Below are 20,802 nucleotides of genomic sequence, written 5' to 3' on the forward strand. Positions count from 1 at the left end.
CTATGCTTTTACTTTGATGACATTTTTAATGGCTGCGGCGCGCTGCTGCGCCTCTTCTAGGTTGGTGCCCAGCACCGTGATGTGCCCCATCTTGCGCGCAGGCCGCGTGTACTTCTTTCCGTAAAGGTGGATGTAGACGCCCGGAACCGCCAATGCTTCCTGCAATCCCTCGTAGGCCGCCTCGCCGTCGTAGCCCGGCTCACCCAGCAGGTTCAGCATCACGGCCGCGCTCTGGATTTCGGTCGAGCCCAGGGGCAGGTTCAGGATGGCCCGCAGGTGCTGCTCATACTGTGAGGTATAGTTGGCTTTGATGGTATGATGCCCGCTGTTGTGCGGACGCGGTGCCACCTCGTTCACCAGAATCTGGCCGTCTTTCGTGAGGAACATCTCCACCGCCAGAATCCCCACCATCCCGAACGCCTCGATCACGCGGGTGGCGATCTCGATGGCCAGGCGCTGTAGCTTGTAGGGCACGTTGGCTGGCGCGAAAAGCGAGTCGACCAGGTTGTGCTCCGGATGGAAGCTCAGTTCCACCACCGGAAAGGCCGTTACCTCGCCGTTGGCGTTCCGGGCCACGATCACGGAAATCTCCTTCTCAAAGTCCACCAGTTTCTCCAGCAGCGAGGGCTCCGCGAAGGCCTTGCCAAAGTCGGCGGGGCTGGTCAGGCGCGTCACGCCGCGGCCGTCGTAGCCCTCGCGGCGCAGCTTCTGAAAGGCAGGCAGAAAGCCCGCGTTCTGGTCAAGCTCGGTCTGGTCTTTCAGCAGTATAAAATCGGAGGTCGGGATGCTGTGCTTTTTGTAAAACTCCTTCTGTAGTCCCTTGTCCTGGATGGTGCGCACCGTTTTCGCGTCCGGGTATACCTTCACCCCCTCCTGCTCCAGTTTCTCCAGCGCGTCGGCGTTCACGTGCTCAATCTCGATGGTCAGGATATCGCAGTTTTTGCCAAATTCATACACCGTGTCGAAATCGCGGAAGCTGCCCACGTAAAACTCGTTGCAGATATCTTTGCAAGGCGCGTTCTCGTCAGGGTCCAGCACCAGCGTGTACAGGTTAAAATCGAGTCCGGCCTGCATCAGCATGCGGCCCAGCTGCCCGCCGCCCAGGATGCCAAGCTTTATTTCTCCTTTCATGTAGCGTTTGGTTTAATTGATATTTCCTCAAAAATACGGATTATAGGCGAACCTCCCTCCCTCTTGCCAGAGGATAATGTTGCACCCGATGTATAGGTTTGTTTTTTTATACAGAAACTTATATATTGGAGGAAACTAATGCAAATGCTTATGTCACAGAAATTGGTGCGCAGCATGATGGTACTATTCCATGTCCCCATGTTCCTTATCATACTCCATATGGTGTGGCACATGGGCAATACCCCAAACACGAACCTATTGATCATGCCGTTTCAGCTGATAAGCCTTGCCCTGGCCGGGTACCTGGTGCTGGGCGACAGTTCCCGCGACGAGTACTACCCCACGTTGCTCGCCTTGCTGGTGTATGATCTGGTGCTGTACTGGTACATTTTACATTAATTCTGACTAGCTTGCGCCTTTCGATCGCCTATTCACCCCTATGGAAATCATACTGGCCACCTTTTCTGCCTTGTTCTCTGTGGTAAACCCCTTTGGGGCCATGCCCGTGTTCCTCACCCTGACGCAGGACGACACCCCGGAGCAGCGCAACCAGCAGGCCCTGAAGGCCTGTTTATATATGGTGGGCATCCTGGCGGTGTTTTTTCTGACAGGGCAGTATGTCCTCAACTTCTTCGGAATCCGGATACACGACCTGCGCATTGCCGGGGGCCTCATGATCATGCGGGCGGGTTTTGACCTGATGACGCCGGGGGCCAACAAGAAAAAAATCTCGCCGGAGGTGGTGGAAGAGGGCCAGCTGAAAGACGACATTTCCTTCACGCCGCTGGCAATGCCCATGCTCTCCGGTCCCGGCTCCATCGCGGTTAGCATCGGCCTGTTCACTACTTCACTCTCCGTCCTCAACATGCTCTCCATTCTGGTGGGCATTATCCTGTTGGCGGCGGTGAGCTACTTCATCCTGCGCTCCTCGCACCAGCTCACGCGCTTCATGGGCAAATCCGGCTTGGCAGCACTCTCCCGCATCATGGGTTTCATAGTCTTGTCCATCGGCGTAAACTTCATCGTCACGGCCCTTATCGCCCTGTTCTTTACCGAAAGGTAGTTTGGTGGTTGTTAATTGTTGGTTGCTAATTGTTGATTGTTAAATAGGTAGGGGTTGATAAATCTATACTTCCTGAATCCTCTCACTATTTAGCTGCCACGTTTGCGACGGCAGCGTTACCGTCTGGTACAGCTGCTTCTGTTTATATATAGCTCGCAGCCATTCGGCAATCAACCACAAACAATCAACAACTTTCTTGTATCTTTGCGGCATGCAACTGAAGAACGATCTGCTATTGAGGGCCGCCAGAGGCGAGAAAGTGGAGCGCACCCCCGTGTGGCTCATGCGCCAGGCTGGCCGCATTTTACCGGAATACCGCGCGGTGCGCAACAGCCTGAGCGGTTTTAAAGAACTGGTGGAAACGCCGGAACTGGCCGCCGAAGTCACGATACAACCCGTGGACATACTGGATGTGGACGCCGCCATTATTTTCTCAGACATTTTGGTGGTGCCCGAGGCAATGGGCTGCACTTACGAAATGATAGAGAAGCGCGGACCTTATTTCCCAAAAACAATCCGCACCGAGGCCGACCTGAAAAAACTGCGCGTGGCCGACCCGCACGAGCACCTGCACTACGTGCTGGACGCCATCCGGGTAACGAAAAGAGGACTGAACGGTCGGGTGCCGCTCATCGGTTTCGCCGGTGCCCCCTGGACGATCATGGCCTATATGGTAGAGGGCAGCGGTTCCAAAACGTTCTCACAGGCGCGGGGCATGCTCTATACCAACCCGCGGCTGGCACACCAGATGCTCCGCATGATCACGGATACCACCATTGCCTACCTGCAGGCGCAGGTAGAGGCAGGCGCCAACCTGATTCAGGTGTTTGATTCCTGGGCGGGCATCCTGTCGCCGTCGCATTACCGCGAGTTCGCCCTGCCCTACATCGCCGAGATTTGCGATGCCATCCAGAACGTGCCAGTGACGGTGTTTGCCAAAGGCGCTTTCTTTTCCCTTGAGGATTTCAGCAAATTGAACTGCGAAACCATCGGCCTCGACTGGAACATGGAAATTGCCACAGCCCGCCAGCAGGTTGGCCCGAACAAAACGCTGCAAGGCAACATGGACCCTTGCCTGTTATACAGCTCTTTCGATACCATCCAGCACGAAACGATCAAGATGCTGCGGGCTTTCGGCCCCCAGCGCCACATTGCCAACCTGGGCCACGGCGTATACCCCGACACAGACCCGGAAAAAGTAAAATGCTTTGTGCAAACCGTAAAGGAGTTTGGGCAAGTGGCAAAAAGTTAGAGAATTAGAGGAAAACGTATCTCCTGCCTATACTTACTGAAAAAGGCCCGCAATATTGCGGGCCTTTTTCAGTAGGTCAGTATATATAAATCTGGTGTCTGAATTCTGAGAGATTCTACTGGCGCAAGCGTCCGCTTGTGCCATATATGCTACGCCATCAAACACTATAACCCTCTAACTTTCTAACTCTCAAACTCGCTACCTCTCTAATTACCCTACGGCCAGCTGCGTTTCCGGGTACTTGTAGGCGGTGGAGTACGCGCGGGTGCTGAGCGCAAGTGCCAGGGTTAGCGTGCCTACCCTGCCCAGGTACATCGACAGGATGATCACGCACTTGCCCACATCCGATAGGCCGGCAGTGATTCCGGTGCTCAGGCCCACGGTGGCAAAGGCCGATACCTGCTCGAAGGCCAGCTTGATAATATCGAACTGGGCATCGCTGATGGAAAGGATGAAGATGAAAAGAATGTTGATGATGGCCGCAAAGGTAAACACCGAGAACGCCTTGTACGCCACAGAGTGCGGGATGGTGCGGTGCCCGATCTCCATGTTGCGCTTGTTCCGGATGGTGGTGGCCACGGCAAAGAGAATCACTGTGAACGTGGTGGTTTTTATACCTCCCCCCGTAGAACCCGGCGATGCCCCGATAAACATCAGGAAGGTAAAGAGCAGCAGGGTTGGCACCGTCAGGGCGGAGATGTCCACGGTGTTAAACCCCGCCGTACGTGTAGTTACGGACTGAAAAAAGGAGGCGATCAGGGCTTCCACAAAGCCCAGGCTGGAGAGCGTGTTAAAGTACTCCAACAGGAAAAAGCCAACCGTGCCCAGCGCCAGCAGGGCCGCAGAGGTATAAATCGTCACCCGGGAGAGCATTTTCCAGTTCTTCCAGGGCATCTGCATACGGATGCGCATGTTCTTCGGCGACAGCACATCCAGGATTGTGGGGAAGCCAAGCCCCCCGAAAATGATCAGCATCGCGATTACCAGGTGCAGGACGTAGGCAAAGCGTATGGGCTGGGTATACAAGCCCTCCGGATAAAGCGAGAAGCCCGCGTTGCAGAAAGCAGACACCGAGTGGAAAATCGAGAAGAAAATCTTGCTGCCCAGGTTGGTGAACGGCACGTCCATGCCCCAGGTCAGGAAAATCGCCACCGCACCGATGCCCTCGATGGTGAGCGTCAGGAAAATGAGTTTCCGCATGAGGCTCTTGGTCGAGAAAAGCGACTCGCTGTCGAGCAGCTCGTGCATGGCCACGTGCTGCTTGATACCCACCCCCTGCCGCATGAGCGAGGCGAAGAACGTCGCAAACGTCAGGATGCCCAGGCCGCCCATCTGAATCAGCATCAGGAGCACCACCTGTCCGGCGAAGGTAAAATAAGTGCCGGGGTCTACCACCGCCAGCCCCGTTACGCAAGAGGCGCTGGTGGCCATAAAGAGCGCGTCCAGAAACCTGATGCCGTCGGGCGAGTTCGTCATTTTGGGCAGCATAAAAAGGCCGGTGCCCATCAGCACCAGCAGGATAAAGCTGAGCAGGAAGGTGAGCGAGGGCTTCAGCTGCATGGTCTTCAGGTGCACGCGCGTCTCCAGCAGCTCCACAATCAGCAGCACCAGCATATACAGCGACACCACCACACGGTAAAGCTCCACCGAGAGCGGGATTCCCATACCCTCAAACACATTGTAGATGAGCGGGAAATTCAGCCCGTAGGTAAAGACCTCGTTCAGGAAGATAATCCCCATCAGTACCCCCTCGAACCAGGTGCGCCGCAGGAACTTGACCCGCTCAAAGGCATACAGGATGCGGAGGAAGTAGATGATAACGAAGATGGCCAGTATGCCGTCGATGGCGTAAAAGAGCACCCGCAGCCGCACCGGGCTCTCCACCACCCCGTGCGCGTAAATAAGCAAGCCAATGGCCAGTAATGTCAGGATGTAAGTGGTGCGGCGCATGAGCGTATACGCCGTCAACTTGCTGCCGTATAAATATCTGTTTAACGACTCTGTATTCATTCTATTCCGCTAGCCTAAGATGCCCGGCTTCCTCTAGCAGCCGGGATTTGTTGATGGGCACGACCCCCACCTGCTCGCACACCAGGCCTCCGCCCAGGTTGCTGAGGCTGGCCATAAACTCTTTTGAGGTACGCATGGCCATGCACAGCGCCGCAATGCTGATCACGGTGTCGCCCGCACCAGATACGTCAGAAATGGAACGGCGGTGGGCCTCAATGTATGTTTTCTCGGTGCCATCGGCCACAAAGACACCCCGCTCCGACAGGGTGACCAGCACATTCTGCACCTCCAGGCGTTTCTGCAACTCAGCCACTGCCTCCTCGAAGGCGGGCAGGTTCTCGTTGGCAAACTCCACCTTCAGGCCCTCTTTCAGCTCCTTCAGGTTAGGCTTGAACAGGGTGCATCCGGTATAGCTGAGGAAATTTTTCTTTTTGGGGTCTACCACGCTCGGGATGCCGCGCGCGTTGGCAAGCTGCAGGAAGCGCTGGATGTTCTGCTCCGAGAAAACACCTTTGTCGTAGTCTTCAAAAATCACCACGTCGGCATTCTCCAGCAGTTTCAGGTAGCGCTCTTCGAGTTGCTGTTCCTCTTGTTGGGTAAGGTTATGCTCTATCTCGGAGTCGACGCGCAGCAGCTGTTGCGCCCCGGCAATAATGCGGTGCTTGATGGTGGTCACGCGCTCCGGGCTCCGCAGGATGCCTTCGGTCGACAGGCCTTTCTCCTCCATCAGGCGCAGGTAATCGGCCCCGTCCTGGTCATCGCCGATCACAGAGCAAAGTAATGGGGTGGCACCCAGGGCCTCTACGTTCAGGGCCACGTTGGCGGCCCCGCCCAGGCGCTTCTCGCGCTGCACCACATTCACGATAGGCACCGGGGCCTCGGGTGAGATCCGTGTTGACTTCCCCCATAGGTATGAATCAATCATCACGTCTCCCACCACCAGCACCGTAAGCCTGTTAAAGGCCTCGAAGAGGTCTTCCAAACTTGTGTGTTGATTCATTACTGCAATTTAGCGAGGCTGCTCTTGATACGGCGCAGGGCCTCTGTAAGCTTTTCGTCTGAAGTGGCGAAAGAGAAGCGGATGCATTGCGGCGCTCCAAAGGCCTCTCCACCCACTGCTGCCACGTGGGCATCGGAGAGCAGGAACATGCTCAGGTCCTCAGAGTTCTCAATCGTCTGCCCCTCGAAGCTTTTGCCAAAGTAGTGGCTCACGTCCGGGAAGATATAAAACGCGCCGTTTGGCAGGTAGGTCTTAAACCCTTCGATGTCCTTCATGAAGTCGAGCACGAGGTCGCGGCGGCGGCGGTAGGCCTCTGCCATTTCCATGGCCGACTCTTTACCACCCTGCAAGGCGGCGGCGGCGGCTTTCTGCGAGATAGAGCAAGTGCCGGACGTGATCTGGCTTTGCAGCTTGTCGCAGGCCGAGGCGATCTCTTTGTTGGCGGCCATATAGCCCACGCGCCAACCCGTCATGGCATACCCTTTCGAGAAGCCGTTCACGGTCACGACACGGTCTTTGATGGCATCCACACAGGCCAGGCTGAAATGCTTGTCCCCAAAGTTGATGTACTCATATATCTCATCGGCGATAACGTATACATCCGGGTATTTCTCCAGCACTTTCGCGATGGCCCGGAGTTCCTCCTCGTCGAACACGGCACCGGTCGGGTTGCAGGGCGAAGAGTACATCACCAGCTTCGTGCTGGACGTGATGGCCTTCTCCAGCTCAGCGGCCGTCACTTTGTAGTCGTTCTCCAGACGGCCCATGATCGGCACCGACACGCCTTCCGCCAGCTTTACGATCTCCTCGTAAGATACCCAGTATGGCGAGAAGATCACCACCTCGTCGCCGGGGTTGATTAGGCACATCACGGCATTGGCGATGCTTTGCTTGGCACCGGTAGACACCACGATGTTCTCCGGCTTATAGTCGAGGTTATTGTCGCGCTTAAACTTGTTCACGATCTCCTGTCGCAGTTCCGGGTAGCCGGGCACAGGCGTATAAAAGGTAAACCCGTCGTCGATGGCCTTCTTGGCCGCGTCCTTGATGTACTGTGGCGTCTGGAAATCCGGCTCGCCAAAGCTCAGGTTTATGACATCAAACCCCTGCGCCGCCAATTCACGTGCCTTTTTGGCCATGGCGATGGTTTGAGATTCAGACAAGGCTAAGATTCTGTCTGACAGTGCTGATCTTACTTCCTTCGTATTTTGCATTAGTTTTAAGGTTAAGCTGGCAATTTAATCATAAAGCCACAGATATTCCAGCAGCTTTACTTTTTATCGCGCCCTTAAATGCCAAAGAAATAAATCAACAGGAAGCATTGTTTTGCTGAGATGGTGTATCGGCGGCGGCCATACCCCTGCTTACCAGAGGTTACTTGGGCACAGTACCTTGGCCTTGTTGAAGACGCGCATCCCGATCACCACCTCGTTATTGCCCAGGCCAACCCCATTAAAAGCCGGTGCCCCGCGGTCGTACGCATAGCCCAGGTCGAAGATATGGTTGATGGTGACGCCCGCAAGCACCGCGTAGTTGCCGTTTTGGCGGTAACTGCCCCCCACCCACAGCCTGTTGTCATACACGGCCCGGAGGTTAAAGTCAAAGGAGCCGGGCAGTTCCTGCACCCACATAGCCATCACGGACGGAATCAGGCTGAGCTCGTCAGTTATGTCGAACCGGTAAGCGCCCGTCAGGAAGGTATGCTGGTAGAGCAGGTTGCGCTCCTCCACGGCGTTGTCGAAATTCACGGTGTTGCCCAGCAGCTGCGTGGCCGAGGCCCCGAGGTAGAAGTGGCTGCCGTAGAGCCAGAGCCCTGCCGCCAGGTTGGGCTTCACCATGTTCCAGTCGGAGTTGGCTGCGTCTGTGGGGTTGGCGAACACCAGCTTGTAGGAGCGCAGCTGCTGCTGGATGAGGCCCGCGCTCAGCCCTCCCGAGAGCCGCACCTCCCGCGACAGGCCCAGGTGGTAGGCATACGCCACACTTGCCTCGGTTCGGGCAAAGGCCCCAAAGCGATCGTGCACGGCCAGGATGCCTATACCGTGGTGCGGCCTGAACTGCTGGCTGATACGGACCCCTTTGTTGCCGCCGCCAAACGCCGGGGACGACCGGTTGGCATGGCCCTGCCCTCCCCTGGAGGTATACCCGATCGGGGCGTGGGCGCTGAGGTAAAAGGTAGTGGGCTCGCCTTCGATGCCGGACATCTGGCTCCGGTTCCCGACTTTCACGTCAGCATAGGCCTCTATCCCCGCGATAGCGGGATTCAGCAGGTAATTGTTGATGGCATACTGGCTGTACTGCGGTTTCTGTTGCCCGCGCACCAGCATAGGGAGGCAGAAGACAAGGAGAAGGGGTAATGGTAGTTTCATAAGCTGATCCTCTGGCCTGTGGGTTAATTCACGATATTGACGTAGCCGGTAAACTTCCTGCCTCCCGGCACGGTGATGACATAGAAATAGGTGCTGACGGGCAGCGGCGCACCCCGGTACGTCCCGTTCCAGTCGCTGCGGTAATTGGTCCGCTCAAAAATAACGTTGCCCCAGCGGTTGTAGACCAGCACCTTTGCCTCCGGAAGGTAGTTGATGTTGGCAATCTCCCAGGTGTCGTTCACCCCGTCTCCGTTCGGGGAGAAGGCATTGGGTATAGACAGTTGCTGGCGCACCGCCACCACCAGACTGGTTGTGTCAGCGCAGCCTTCCTCGTTTTGCACCGTCAGGGTATAGCGGGTGGTCTGGTCTGGCGTGGCAACCGGACTGGCCGCCAATGGGTTGTCCAGTCCGCGTGCGGGGCTCCAGCTGTAGCGCGTGCCCCCACTGCCGCTCAGCTGAGTGCTCTCGCCAAAGTTGATCTCCGTATCCTGGGCGCTTGCCACGGCCTGGGGCACCGGATTAACCGTTACGGCCACGGGCACGCGCGCGCTTTCGCAGCCTTTCTTGACGAGCGACACATAATACGTGCGGCTGCTTTGCAGAAAGGGCGTCGTGAAGGTTCCGCTGGTGGAAGCATCGAGGGCAGTGGCGGCAGTGGCGCTTTCATACCATCTATATTCCCCGGCCGCCCCTCCCGAGGCTGCAATGGTCACCTCCCCGGGGCCGCATGCGCTTGCCTGCGGCTGCACCACAGGCACCGCTGGCACGGGCCGTACCCGCACGATGATTCTGGAAGAAGACACGGCTGTGCCGCAGGCGTTTTGTACCTGCACGGTATAAGAGCCGCTCTCGGTGGCCTGCAGCGTGTTACTGCCTGTGGCATACGCTTTTCCATCGCGCAGCCAGGTATAGGTGAGGGTTGTGTTGGCCTCGGTGCTGAGCTCTACTGCGCCGCCCGCGCAAAACTCTATATCCCCGTTCACGGCAATTTCTGGCGCCACAGGCTTGGTCAGGATAAGAGCCTCTACTGCTACCCGCTCGCTCTCGCACTGTCCGTTGGTCAGGGCCACGTAATAGGTGGTGGAGGCTGAAAGCTGGGGTGTGGTGAATGTAGCGTCCTGTGCACCGGCAATGGCTGTACCGCCTATTGCTTCGCTATACCACCTGTACATGCCGGGGCTGCCGCCTGTTGCCGTAAGGGCTACGGAAGTCTGGAGGCAGCCCACGGTTTGCTGCGCTGCAGGCGGATTTGGGAGGGGCAGCAGTTCCACTGTTTGGCTGTTGCCGCTGGTATAGGTGCCGCATTTGTTGGTGATGCTCGCCGTGTAGGTACCTGCCTCCTGCGCCAGCAGCTCGTTTGTGCCGCCCGGCACGGAGGCTCCATCCCGGAACCACGCATAGGTCACATCAGGGTAAAGCGGCACCGAGAGCTTCACGCTGGCTCCTTTGCAAAAGACCAGCTTGCCCGCTGCCTTCACCTCAAAAGCGGGCAGCGGCATCTGTATCTTAAACTCGACCCTGTTGGAGCTGCTCACCGCTCCGCAGAAATTGGATAGCTCCACGGTATACACGCCTGCCTGACTCGCTGTGTACGCGTTGGTATTATCGGCTACCTCCACGCCGTTCCTTTTCCATACATAGGAGGCGCCCTCCTGAGCTGCCACCGTCATTTTAAGGCTGCCCTCCTGGCACACGATTAACTGACCGGTATACTGAATGGTGGGCGTCTTGAGCTTGTCGGCCACCTGCACCACCACCTCATCGGCTTTCCCCACGCACCCGTTGGCATCGGTCACTTCCACGGTGTAGGTGCCGGCTCGGGTCACGGTAATGGCGGGTGTGGTGGCCCCGTTGCTCCATTTATACCTACTGCCAGCCGTGGATGTGAGCAGCACGCTTCCGCCCGAGCACAGGTTAGTGGGGCCATTGGCTGAGATTTTTGGCTTTTCAGGAGAGGTGCAGGGGCTTTGCTGTATCGGGTAAACAATTTTCCCTGCTCCCATGCTGTGCTCAACAGGTACTACAAAGAAGAATATAACCAATATTATCGCATATAGGCTCAAGCTTTGCCAGCCACTACTAGTAATTTTCATGCTTGAGGGTGAAGCCTGCATAAGTACAAGTAACAGTTATTTATTATGAATAATACTAATAACTAATATTAACTTTATATAAAAAATATCTATTTTTTATATTTATAATGTAAAAAAATAAGCAAATTTAAGACAATATCATTTTATATATAGTTCCTGGAGAGAGGGCATAAAATTCAGAAAAAGGACAAATAATATTATTGGGAAAATCTACTCGCTTTTAAGAGGGAAGGGTGTATTAGATACTACGTGTTTAGAAAAATCCTGCGCAAGAAGAACAGTTAAGCTCCTTGCTAATTTTGACTTTTCATACCTTAGTGGAAAGGAGTTAGCAAGCTGTACTTGATTTGGCTACCACAGGTTTTGAGACGAAAGCATACGATTGGGGCTGAGTATGCGCACCCCCAGCACCACCTCGTGGCTTACGCCACCGAGCGAAGTGGTGCCCAAATCATAGGAATAGCCCAGGTCAACTATTTTATCCCATGTTATGCCTGCCAGAAAGGCAAGGCCCTCCTGTTGCCTGTAAGAAACTCCTGCCCATAGCTTGTTGTCGTAAATGGCGCGCAAGTTATAGTCCACAGACACCGGAAGGGGATACAGCAGCTTGACCATTACAGACGGCAGCAGGTCTATTTTTGTAGATGCCGGAATCTTGTAAGCAGCCGTGAAGAAATAGTGGTTCTTAAAACCTATGGCCATCCCAGCATCATCTCCAATGGAGACGGTGTTACTCAGCAGTTCGCTGGCGGAGAGCCCGGCATAAAAACCACTGGCATATAACCATACCCCGAGACTCAGGTTGGGCCTGTATGTCGTCCAGCTTGCGCCAGCCGCATCCCCCGGGTTTGCAAACACAAGCCCCTCTCCTCTGAGCGCATGCTGTGCCACACCCGCCGCCGCACCTGCCGCAAGCTTCACTTTATCTGTCAAAGGCAGATGATAGGCATAGGACACATTAACCTCGGTGCGCGAAAAAGGCCCGATGTTATCGTGCAGCAACAACAGGCCAATTCCGTGGTGCGGCACTGCGTTGGCACTCCGGTAGATGCTCCGGGCTTCGCGTGATGCCGCAAACGAAGGGGTTTTGTTTATCGCCGCCGGGGCGGGCTTTTCATTCTTGGTGAGCTTGGTGTGCAGGCTGAGGTAAAAGTTTTGAGGCGCATCGTCAATCCCAGTCCACTGGTTCCGGAAACCTGTCTTCACATCCATGTATTCCTCAATGCCGGATATAGCAGGGTTCAGTAAAAAATTATTGAGCATGTATTGGCTATATTGTGGCTTTTGCTGTGCGAAGACGCGCAAAGGAGATAGCAGCAGCAAGAGTAAGAAGGAAGCTGTTTTAAGGTGCATGGCTATCTTTTAATGTACAATACTAACAGAGCCCGTTATTTTCTTGCCTTGCCCCTGTATATCCTCAGGAAGGGTGATAACATAATAATAGGTACTGACGGGCAGCGGCCTGCCCCCAAAGGTCCCGTCCCACTCGCTGGTATAGCGCACTTTATCAAAAACGCGTGTCCCCCACCGGTCATACACCTCAACCCTGGCCGTAGGGTACGCCTCCAGCGTTTTTATTTCCCAGGTTTCATTCATCCCGTCTCCGTTTGGGGAGAAGGCATTGGGCACCATTATTTTCTGCCGCACCAACACATTCACCTGGCCCGTTACCTGGCAACCGGCTGCAGTAATGGCCACCACCGTGTAGCGGGTTGTTTCTTCGGGGCTGGCTATTGGGTCAGCGGCGTTGGGGTCGCTCAGGCCGAAGGCAGGGGACCACGCATAGCGGGTGCCTGCATTGCTGTCCGGTTTGTTTAGTGTTATGGCATCGCCTTGGGTAATGATATGCGTTGCAACAGGCGCGATGTCTGGAATGGGATGAACCGCCGCCTTCACTGGCTCACGAGTGCTCTCACACCCATTCCGAACTAGCGAAACATAATAAGTTGTGGTGTCAGTAAGTGCCGGGGATGTATAGCTTGGGCCCGTCTCACCATCCATCGATGCCGTGCCTGATGATGCGGTATACCAGCGGTACTCCCCATTTTTGCCACCAGTAGCCGTTAGCGTAACTGCACCAGGGCCGCATCTTTCGACAGCAGGTGCCACCGGCGAACCAGGCAACGGGAAAACCTGTACCACAACCGGGCTTGCCGTAACTGTACCGCAAACGGTGGTCACATCCACGGTATAGCTTCCCAATTGCTTTACGGTTATCTCCTGGCTTTGAGCCTTAAACGGTTTACCGTCCTTTTTCCAGGTATAGGTAGGGCCGACCATACCCGGCACTAGCAATTTCACCTGTCCTCCCTCACAAAAAGAAATGGGGCCTGCAGCAACTATCTCCGCAGGGGCTAGCGGCAGATTGCACCTTACCTTTATCCGCACTTTTGCAGTAGTGGTTTTGGCATAGCACTGCCCTGATCCGGCATCACTAACCTCATAGGTGAGCACGTCGTCGGCCTCGGCAGTCCATGCATCTGGGGTATAGATTAACTTGCCCCCGGCGATTTCAACAGTTCCCTGCCCTTCCTGATGCACGATACTTGTGAGGGTGAGGGTGGTGCCACCGGTATGCGTATCGTTTGCAAGCACATCCACTGTGATGGGTTTACCTGGCTCGGCCTCCACAAAATCGTCTGTTGCAACGGGCTCGCCCCCATACCCCAGCACACAGATGGTCTGTTCGTTTGAGTTGCCGCCCGTGGAACCTGTAAAGCCATAGTATACCTCTGCGCTACCCCTAAACACGTTTCTTACGATGTCATCGGTATGGTTGAAGCGCTCCTGACCGTCAAAGAACAGCTTTAATTGCTTTGTTTCCGGGTTCCACGAAATTCTGTAGGTATGGCATTGGTTGTTCTCCACATCTGGGTTGTTCGGGTCGATCTGGATGGCGGCTACTTTGGGGCGGCTAATATCGCCGTTATAGCTCAGGGCGGTGTGGTCTACTGCGATGTCGGCCGGGTCGTTCTCGTTATGCCAGGTATCAAACTCTATTGCCACTGAAGGGCTGATGCCGTAGGGTTGCGAAAAACCAAGCCCCCCGCCAGTGGCACCCGTGGCCTCAAATCCCCTGGAGTCGTTGTGGAACAGAAATGCGATGCCATCGGCACCTTCCTTATCCTTGGTACCCATGTAAATTATAAATTCCAGCTCAACGGGCTTTGTCAGGTCAATTTTCTTATCTGCCCATATCGAACCATACCGCTCCAGCCTGTCCTCTGTTATTTTGTAGCACATCCCTGACAATTTCACAGCATCGCCGCGGGTCACGAACTGCGCCAGGACTATAGAAGGAGCAGAAATTGCGATCAAAAACACACATAGGAGGGAGTAAAAGCACTTTTTAAAGGTGAAAACGGCAGACGTCTCTATTGGTAACAGCTTGTTCATTACTCCATTATAACAACAAAATATGTAAATAAAAACATAATTTCATATTATTTCGAGATGGGCTGGAGAGGCGTGCTGAAAAAGGCTTTGTAAACTCAGTATCATAACAAGGTATAGGAACCCCAGCCCCTAAACGACAGTATGCCTTCTGTCGTTTAGGGGCTGGGGTTCCTATACCTTGCCGTAGGCGGTGCGCTCTACGATGCTGCGGCCAAGTGTAATCTCATCGGTATACTCCAGTTCGCCGCCCACCGGCACGCCGCGCGCGATGGTGGTGATGCGCAGGGGGTACTCGCGGAGCTTGCGGGTCAGGTAAAAGGCGGTGGTGTCGCCCTCCATGGTCGGGCTGATGGCCAGCAGGATTTCCTTCACCTCAGAGGCTGGCAGGCGCTCCAGCAACGACTCGATCTGCAAGTCAGAGGGGCCAACGCCTTCGAGGGGAGAGATCACGCCGCCGAGCACATGGTATAGGCCCTTGTACTGCGAAGTGTTCTCAATGGCAATCACATCCCGGATGTCGCTCACCACGCAGAGCACGCTTTTGTCGCGCAGCGGGTTGGCGCAGATGCTGCACACCTCTGCGTCCGAGATGTTGTGGCACTGTGTGCAGTGCTTTACGTCGGTGCGCATTTTTGCCAGCGATTCCGCCAGCGCGTATGTCGTTTCCGACTCCTCTTTCAGCAGGTGCAAGGCCAGGCGCAACGCGGTTTTCCTGCCGATGCCCGGGAGCTTGGCCAGTTCCTCCACCGCATTCTCAATTAACTTAGACGGAAAATTCATCAATCTCCCTTCTATTCGATATTTGCGGAAAGGTCTTTGGCGTGCAGCGAGGTGCACATGCCCGCCAGTTCTTCATAAGACCCTACCTTCACGGTGCACTTGCCTTTGTAATGGATCAGCAGGGTACACTGCTCGGCCTGCTCGGCCGTGTGCCGGCATACCTTGATCAGCGTTTCGATCACGTGGTCGAAGGTATTCACGTCGTCGTTGTATACCACCAGGTTATGCAGCTCGGTGCTCTCTTCCAGCAATTCGACCTCATCCTGTTCTTTATGTAAAATTTCTCTATCCCAATTCATGATGCAAAATTACGAATTTTTAAGCACTTAACGAAGTCAGCGGCAGCGGCTAACCCCTTTCTTTTGCCTTATTTGTTTGATCCGGCATTGATCCGGCGGGCATTGATCCGGCGCTAGTGTTTAACAATACCGTGGTCTGTATGATTCCTGCCTCCCACGGATTTACCGATATATGTTGCCGCTAGACCACTTCCATGGCTACAAGTGAACACGGCCGGTTGTTTTGCTTCGCCGCGCTGCTCACTTCAAGTGCCCCTTTGTTGACGAAAAACCATAAATGCACTATTTTTGCAGAAATTGCCGCTATGCCGGTGGCCACACAAAATCGCTGCTTTTCCGTAGGCCCTTGTAGCGTTAACTAAACTTAAAATAACCTTGGGTACCCAAGCAGGCGCGCCACTGCCCGCCAGCTGCATTTGCTGGGCCTCCAAAACCTTCCGGACTACCCTATGCCAACCATATCCGCGGATTTCCGCCAGGCTGTAAAACGGCTCACCGACAAAGAAAAAGAAGCGATTATTCTGAAAGCAGCCCGCCGCGACGCCGAGTTGTATGCGATGCTCTCCTATGAACTGGTTGAGGACGTGACGCTGGAGGAGGTGTTTGCCCAGAGCGCCGACAGGATCCATGCGCTGCTGCTAAACGCCACGGGCCGCAACCTGACCAAGGCGCTGACCAGGGCCCTGCGGAAAGTGCTGAAGGAAATTGCCAGTTTCAAGCGCATCACCAAAAGCCCGAAAGCCGAAGTAGACCTGCACCTGTACACGCTGCGCCTGATTTTCGACAACTTCACCGGGCAGTTCGACAGCTACTACAAAGGCTTTTATACCGCCACGGCGCGTCTGCTGCTGCGCACCATACAGCTGATCCGCAAGAACCTGCACGAAGATTACCATCTGGAGTATAAGCCTGAACTGGATGGTTTTCTGCAGCAATTGCACAGCCGCCACACGCCCCTGCCCGCTGCCCTGCCCCACGTTTTTGAGACAGAGTAACCCTTCAGCGGGGAGTCATACGGTATAAGCTAGCTAAATCAAATCCCGCTTACCTTGATATCCTCCAGGTTGATCTCCGACAGTTTCTCCAGCTTGCCAGCCTCAAAGGCCCGGTCGTAGTTCTCTAGCGGAAAGCGCTCTTTCGCGGAGTAGTTGTTGTAGTCCTGAAAGCGGATGCCGCTTACCTCGCGTGGGTTGGTTGCCTCCCGGAAACGGGTGCCTTCATCACCGTTGTCCTCGGCGTAGCTGTATGCCAGGTAATCGAGGGTATGGCGCTCCTTATGGAACCAGTAGACGAACACATCCTCGTGGTCCTCGCCGCCGCCGTCAGCCGCAAACGTCACCTGCACCTTTTGGTAGGGCTCACCTTTCACGGTGGCTTCTCCCAGGTATTTTTTCTGCACCGCCTCATCGTTCAGGAAATAGGGCAGCAGCGCAAAGTAGATTACGGAGTTTACAGAGGCGCTATACGCGTCCTGCCTCTCCTGCGGCACTTCCGCCACGGCATCATCTATCGTGCGCTGGAAGCCGCTGTTGCGCAGCACGTCGTGGATGCGCTGCCCCGTGGAGTCGTCGGTGAAGGTGCGGCTGTATACGAAGGCTCCGTTATCGCGGAGGGCACGGTACTGCCTGCCCCGGAACCGGAACGTGATGGCTTTTTTGTCTATGTGCTGGCCACCGTGCGCGGCTATGGCGGCATCTACCACCTCCTGGGCATCTGAGTTTTTGCTGCCTGTGCAGCCTGTGGTGGCAAGCAACACCAGCCATACCAAAATCTGTAAGCGTTGAATCAGGTTTCTCATATCATGCTGAAAATATAGCCAAAGGTAAGCATTCGCCCGGAATGCAGCCAGGGGGGTATAAACGAAAACCGCCCCGCGCTTCGGAAAGTGCAGGGCGGTGTAGATGGGGTATGCGATGCCTTACTGCTGAGCAGTCAGGTCGAAGGCTACGGTAAACTCATCGTTAATCGCCTTGTCGCCCAGGTTATCGAAAAAGCTGTTAGAGCCGTAGCGGATGTCATACTTCGTGCGGTCCACGGTCACGTCTGCCTTGGCGTTCACCATACCGTCTGCCATGTTGATGGTAGCCGGGAAGGTAACTGCGTTCGTCTTGCCCTTGATTGTCAGGTTGCCTGTCACGGTATAGTTCGGCTCGCCTGCGGCTGCTCCTGCGATAGGGGCCGCGCTGGTAATCTCGAATTTAGCGGTTGGGTGGTTCTCCACGCCAAAGAAATCATCCGACTTCAGGTGGCCTTCCAGCTTCTGCTTGTCTTCGGCGCTGGTAATGTCGGAGTTCGAGATCGAGGTCATGTCCATAACCAGGGTACCGCCTGTCAGCTGTTCGCCGGCTACAGTCAGCTCGCCGCTCTGCAAGTTTATGTTTCCGGAGTGCTCGCCGGTCACTTTCTTGCCGTTCCAGCTTACCTCGCTTTTCTCTGTCACAACGTTATAAGTCTCGCCCTCTCCGGTGATAGGCGCTTCTGCTATCGTCTCAGTGGTTTCTGCGGTTTCGGCGGTGTTGCTGTTACAGGCCGAAAACAAAAGTGCTGCGGCAAAAGAAGCATAAATGGCTGTTCTTCTCATAATTGTGATGTTTTTACTTATTCAAAAAAAAATACCTGTGTGGTTTCCGGCAGAAAAGCCGGGGCACGGCACAAATATATGTATATACATTTAAACCAGAACAACGCCTAAGCTAATTAGTTCATTTCTGGGGTCAGAGAGCAGGCACCGGCAGTTTCTTATCTTGCTCTTTTCCTGCTAATTACCCTCTTCACCCGGCAATTTCCGGGTGAAGAGGGTATGGCTTACTTCTGCGCTGTGACGGCAGCCTGGTTGGCGGTCACGTCAATGCTCACCACAAAATCATCGTGGATGGCTTTGTCGCCCAGGTTGTCGAAGAAGCTCTTGGAGCCGTAGCGGATGTCAAACTGTGTGCGGTCTATGGTTACGTCTGCCTTTGCGGAAGCCACGCCATCCTTCACCGTGATGGTGGCCGGAAACGTGACTGCCTTAGTGATGCCTTTGATGGTCAGGTCGCCGGTTACGGTGGCGTTTTCCTTGCCAGCCGCCGCCTTGGCCATTGGCTTCACGCTCGTTATTTTGAAGGTAGCGGTCGGGTTTTTCTCCACGCTGAAGAAATCGTCTGACTTCAGGTGCCCAATCAGCTTCTGGTTATACTCGGCATCCTTAATGTCGGTGCAGTTGATGGAGTTCATGTCGAAGGCAAAGGTTCCGCCCACCACTTTGTTGCCCTGCACGTCCATCTGGCCGCTTTTCAGGCTGAGGTTGCCCATGTGCTCGCCCGTCACTTTTTTGGCGTGCCATTTGGCGTCGCTCTTTGCCACATCCACTTTATAGGTACGCGCCTTTGCGGGAGCGGCCACCTCGGTAGTGGCGGTGGTTGGCTTAGGGTTGGTACCGGCCTGGGCCGTAGTCATAAATGCACCTACAAGGGCAGCGAGGATTGTGATTTTCTTCATTTGATTTAATTCTAGGTATGAGTTGTTTGTGTATGCCAGTTAGTCTCTGATCTTGTCGAGGAGCGTGTTGAGCTGCTTTGCCTCCTCCACGGTCAGGTTGCTGATGCCGGTTCCCTGGCCACCTTCCAGTGCGTCCATCTCTTTCAAAAGGGTCAGGCCCTTCTCCGTGATCAGCACGTCTACGGTGCGGCGGTCGGCAGGGCACTGCTTGCGCGTCACGAGCTCCTTGGCCTCCAGCTTGTCCACAATCCGGGATGCGTTGGAGGTTTTGTCCAGCATGCGCTCAATCAGCAGGCTGATGGTGGCGGGCTTGGGGTGTTGCCCCCGCAGGATGCGCAGCACATTATACTGCGGCAGGGTAACGCCGAAAGGCTTAAAGATGCTCGCCTGCGCCTGCTGCACCCAGCCAGAGGTATAAATCAGGTTGATGTGCGCTTTCTGGTGTTCGCTCTTGAAGGAGCTTTGCTTTATTTCTTCTTCAATCTTCATGCTGCTGTCCGGTTCCTTTCTGATGATGCAAATATATGTACATACATTTAATGTACAAACAACTCATACCGTTTATTTTTAGTTCAATCTTTCTGATTATTTAGAATGCCTTGTAAAAGTGAGAGTTATAATGGAGAGCGTATATATAAAATTTACCCTTTGGGCTGCACATGCGTGCTTTCAAAACCTGACCGTAGCTTCCCCGCAACCACCAGGCCGCGCCATGTTGCGGGCAATAGCGCTGCCATTCCCCGCAACATGAGCTTTGTCAAAATTTTATACCCCTGGTTTCGCCTCCAAAATCAAAACTCAAACAAGCTCAGTGGCATTAGGAAGTATAAAGGGCTGAAAGCTTATTTCAGGTAAATCATACCCTCCTGCTCCTGCACCAGTTGGAATGGCTCATTCTCCACAATCAGGAAGCCGTCCAGATCAGCGAAGTCGAAGGCGCCGCTCAGCTGCATCGCCGACCATATCCCCAGCGACGTCTCTACCATGCAGCCCAGCATCACCATCATGCCGTGCTTCCGGGCCTCCTTTAGCAGGCGCACCGCGTTCAGGTAACCACCCGCCTTCATCAGCTTGATGTTGATGCCGTGAAACTCGTTGCGCAGCAGCTCAAAATCGGCCATGTCGGTCACCGACTCGTCCGCCACCAGGGGGATCGGGCTGCTCTCCTTGATGTGGGCATAGGCGGCGGCATGCGAGGCGGGCATCGGCTGCTCCACAAACAGTACCCTGCTGGCGTCCAGGGCATGCAGAAATGTTATCAAATCGTCGGGAGTCTGCCAGCTTTCATTGCCGTCTATCACCACGCTGGCGCTTGTCGTCCGCAGTACCTCCTGCACCAGGTCCAGCCCCTGTTCCTGGTTCACTTTTACCTTCAGGCTGCGAAAGCGCCCCAGGTTGTGCGCCTGCATAAACGCTTGCACCTGCCCCGCCTCCATAATCGGTAGCGAATAGCACGTGGCCTGCGGGCCCGGCGCGGGCTGGCCCAGCAGTTGGTGGACCGCGATGCCCTTGTGCTGGCAAAAGTAATGCAGGTAAGCCGACTCAATGGCGAACCGCAGCGCATTGACCGGGGGGTGCTCCTGCAGCAGTTGCAGCAGGTCCTCCATGCTTTTCATGTGGGCCAGGCCCGCCATCAACAGCACCTGGTACTGCTGCAGCAGCAGGTCGGGCGTTTCGCCATAGCGGATGTTGGGGGCGGCCTCGCCAAAACCGCTGAAGGTGCCGTCGCTCACCTGCACCAGAAAATTCAGTTTCTCGTTGCTGGCATTGCGGGCAATCTTCCAGGTATACTTTAGTTTGAGGTTCAGGGCCTCAATGTGCCATGTCAGCATAATGCCTTGTCTTTTAAGAGTGGATCCGACAACTTAATTTGCACTTTTTTATCTTAAAAAGCTACCGTGGCCGCCAATGCTGCCGGCAAGCCCAGCCCTC

At 54.9% G+C, this 20,802-nt stretch carries 19 protein-coding genes; 4 read left to right on the forward strand and 15 right to left on the reverse strand.

Going from position 1 to position 20,802, the window contains the following annotated elements; all coding sequences use genetic code 11:
- Nucleotides 1–1,131: a 5-(carboxyamino)imidazole ribonucleotide synthase gene (locus MKJ04_RS10835; protein WP_241641656.1), complete on the reverse strand. Its 1,131-nt coding sequence runs from the start codon at nt 1,129–1,131 to the stop codon at nt 1–3.
- Nucleotides 1,132–1,281: 150 nt separating this feature from the next.
- Between MKJ04_RS10835 and MKJ04_RS10840 the strand changes: the two genes are divergently transcribed.
- From MKJ04_RS10840 to hemE, 3 genes are all read left to right on the forward strand, one after another.
- Nucleotides 1,282–1,530: a hypothetical protein gene (locus MKJ04_RS10840; RefSeq protein WP_241641657.1), complete on the forward strand. Its 249-nt coding sequence runs from the start codon at nt 1,282–1,284 to the stop codon at nt 1,528–1,530.
- 40 nt (nt 1,531–1,570) lie between these two features.
- Complete coding sequence (locus tag MKJ04_RS10845) at nt 1,571–2,194, forward strand: MarC family NAAT transporter (protein ID WP_241641658.1); 624 nt, start codon at nt 1,571–1,573, stop codon at nt 2,192–2,194.
- Nucleotides 2,195–2,405: 211 nt separating this feature from the next.
- The gene (gene hemE / locus MKJ04_RS10850; RefSeq protein ID WP_241641659.1) at nt 2,406–3,446 is read left to right on the forward strand and encodes a uroporphyrinogen decarboxylase; all 1,041 of its coding nucleotides are present in this window, start codon (nt 2,406–2,408) and stop codon (nt 3,444–3,446) included.
- A gap of 210 nt (nt 3,447–3,656) precedes the next feature.
- On the opposite strand, the gene MKJ04_RS10855 is transcribed toward hemE, so the two are convergent.
- The 9 genes from MKJ04_RS10855 to MKJ04_RS10895 form a co-directional block, all read right to left on the reverse strand.
- A complete protein-coding gene (locus MKJ04_RS10855) occupies nt 3,657–5,456 on the reverse strand; it encodes a TrkH family potassium uptake protein (protein WP_241641660.1) in 1,800 nt (599 codons plus the stop codon).
- Between the two features lies 1 nt (nt 5,457).
- The gene (locus MKJ04_RS10860; RefSeq protein WP_241641661.1) at nt 5,458–6,456 is read right to left on the reverse strand and encodes a bifunctional heptose 7-phosphate kinase/heptose 1-phosphate adenyltransferase; all 999 of its coding nucleotides are present in this window, start codon (nt 6,454–6,456) and stop codon (nt 5,458–5,460) included.
- Entirely contained in the window at nt 6,456–7,670 is a 1,215-nt protein-coding gene (locus MKJ04_RS10865) for a pyridoxal phosphate-dependent aminotransferase (protein WP_241641662.1), read from the reverse strand. Before MKJ04_RS10865 ends, MKJ04_RS10860 begins: the two co-directional genes overlap by 1 nt.
- Nucleotides 7,671–7,820: 150 nt before the next feature.
- The gene (locus tag MKJ04_RS10870) at nt 7,821–8,822 is read right to left on the reverse strand and encodes a type IX secretion system membrane protein PorP/SprF (protein ID WP_241641663.1); all 1,002 of its coding nucleotides are present in this window, start codon (nt 8,820–8,822) and stop codon (nt 7,821–7,823) included.
- Between the two features lie 23 nt (nt 8,823–8,845).
- A complete protein-coding gene (locus MKJ04_RS10875) occupies nt 8,846–10,825 on the reverse strand; it encodes a gliding motility-associated C-terminal domain-containing protein (RefSeq protein WP_241641664.1) in 1,980 nt (659 codons plus the stop codon).
- 441 nt (nt 10,826–11,266) lie between these two features.
- Nucleotides 11,267–12,268, reverse strand: coding sequence for a type IX secretion system membrane protein PorP/SprF (locus MKJ04_RS10880; RefSeq protein WP_241641665.1), 1,002 nt, complete (start codon nt 12,266–12,268; stop codon nt 11,267–11,269).
- 9 nt (nt 12,269–12,277) lie between these two features.
- Entirely contained in the window at nt 12,278–14,239 is a 1,962-nt protein-coding gene (locus MKJ04_RS10885) for a lectin-like domain-containing protein (protein WP_241641666.1), read from the reverse strand.
- A 243-nt stretch (nt 14,240–14,482) separates the two neighbouring features.
- Entirely contained in the window at nt 14,483–15,091 is a 609-nt protein-coding gene (gene recR / locus MKJ04_RS10890; RefSeq protein ID WP_241641667.1) for a recombination mediator RecR, read from the reverse strand.
- Nucleotides 15,092–15,102: 11 nt separating this feature from the next.
- Nucleotides 15,103–15,390 carry an ATP-dependent Clp protease adaptor ClpS gene (locus tag MKJ04_RS10895; RefSeq protein WP_241641668.1) on the reverse strand — a complete coding sequence of 96 codons (288 nt, stop codon included), beginning with the start codon at nt 15,388–15,390 and terminating at the stop codon, nt 15,103–15,105.
- A gap of 449 nt (nt 15,391–15,839) precedes the next feature.
- Here MKJ04_RS10895 and MKJ04_RS10900 point away from each other — a divergent pair, with 449 nt between their 5' ends.
- Nucleotides 15,840–16,385, forward strand: a complete 546-nt coding sequence (locus MKJ04_RS10900; RefSeq protein WP_241641669.1) for a hypothetical protein — start codon at nt 15,840–15,842, stop codon at nt 16,383–16,385.
- 38 nt (nt 16,386–16,423) lie between these two features.
- Here the strand turns inward: MKJ04_RS10900 and MKJ04_RS10905 are convergent, their stop codons facing one another.
- The 5 genes from MKJ04_RS10905 to MKJ04_RS10925 form a co-directional block, all read right to left on the reverse strand.
- Nucleotides 16,424–17,188 (reverse strand): DUF6503 family protein, encoded by a 765-nt coding sequence (locus MKJ04_RS10905; protein ID WP_241641670.1) that lies wholly within the window; start codon nt 17,186–17,188, stop codon nt 16,424–16,426.
- 120 nt (nt 17,189–17,308) lie between these two features.
- Nucleotides 17,309–17,971, reverse strand: a complete 663-nt coding sequence (locus MKJ04_RS10910) for a YceI family protein (RefSeq protein ID WP_241641671.1) — start codon at nt 17,969–17,971, stop codon at nt 17,309–17,311.
- A 224-nt stretch (nt 17,972–18,195) separates the two neighbouring features.
- A complete protein-coding gene (locus MKJ04_RS10915) occupies nt 18,196–18,870 on the reverse strand; it encodes a YceI family protein (protein WP_241641672.1) in 675 nt (224 codons plus the stop codon).
- A gap of 39 nt (nt 18,871–18,909) precedes the next feature.
- The gene (locus MKJ04_RS10920) at nt 18,910–19,359 is read right to left on the reverse strand and encodes a MarR family winged helix-turn-helix transcriptional regulator (protein ID WP_241641673.1); all 450 of its coding nucleotides are present in this window, start codon (nt 19,357–19,359) and stop codon (nt 18,910–18,912) included.
- Between the two features lie 353 nt (nt 19,360–19,712).
- Complete coding sequence (locus MKJ04_RS10925; protein ID WP_241641674.1) at nt 19,713–20,702, reverse strand: dipeptide epimerase; 990 nt, start codon at nt 20,700–20,702, stop codon at nt 19,713–19,715.
- Nucleotides 20,703–20,802: the final 100 nt, after the last annotated feature.

This window comes from Pontibacter sp. E15-1 (genome assembly GCF_022601975.1).
GTDB lineage: Bacteria > Bacteroidota > Bacteroidia > Cytophagales > Hymenobacteraceae > Pontibacter.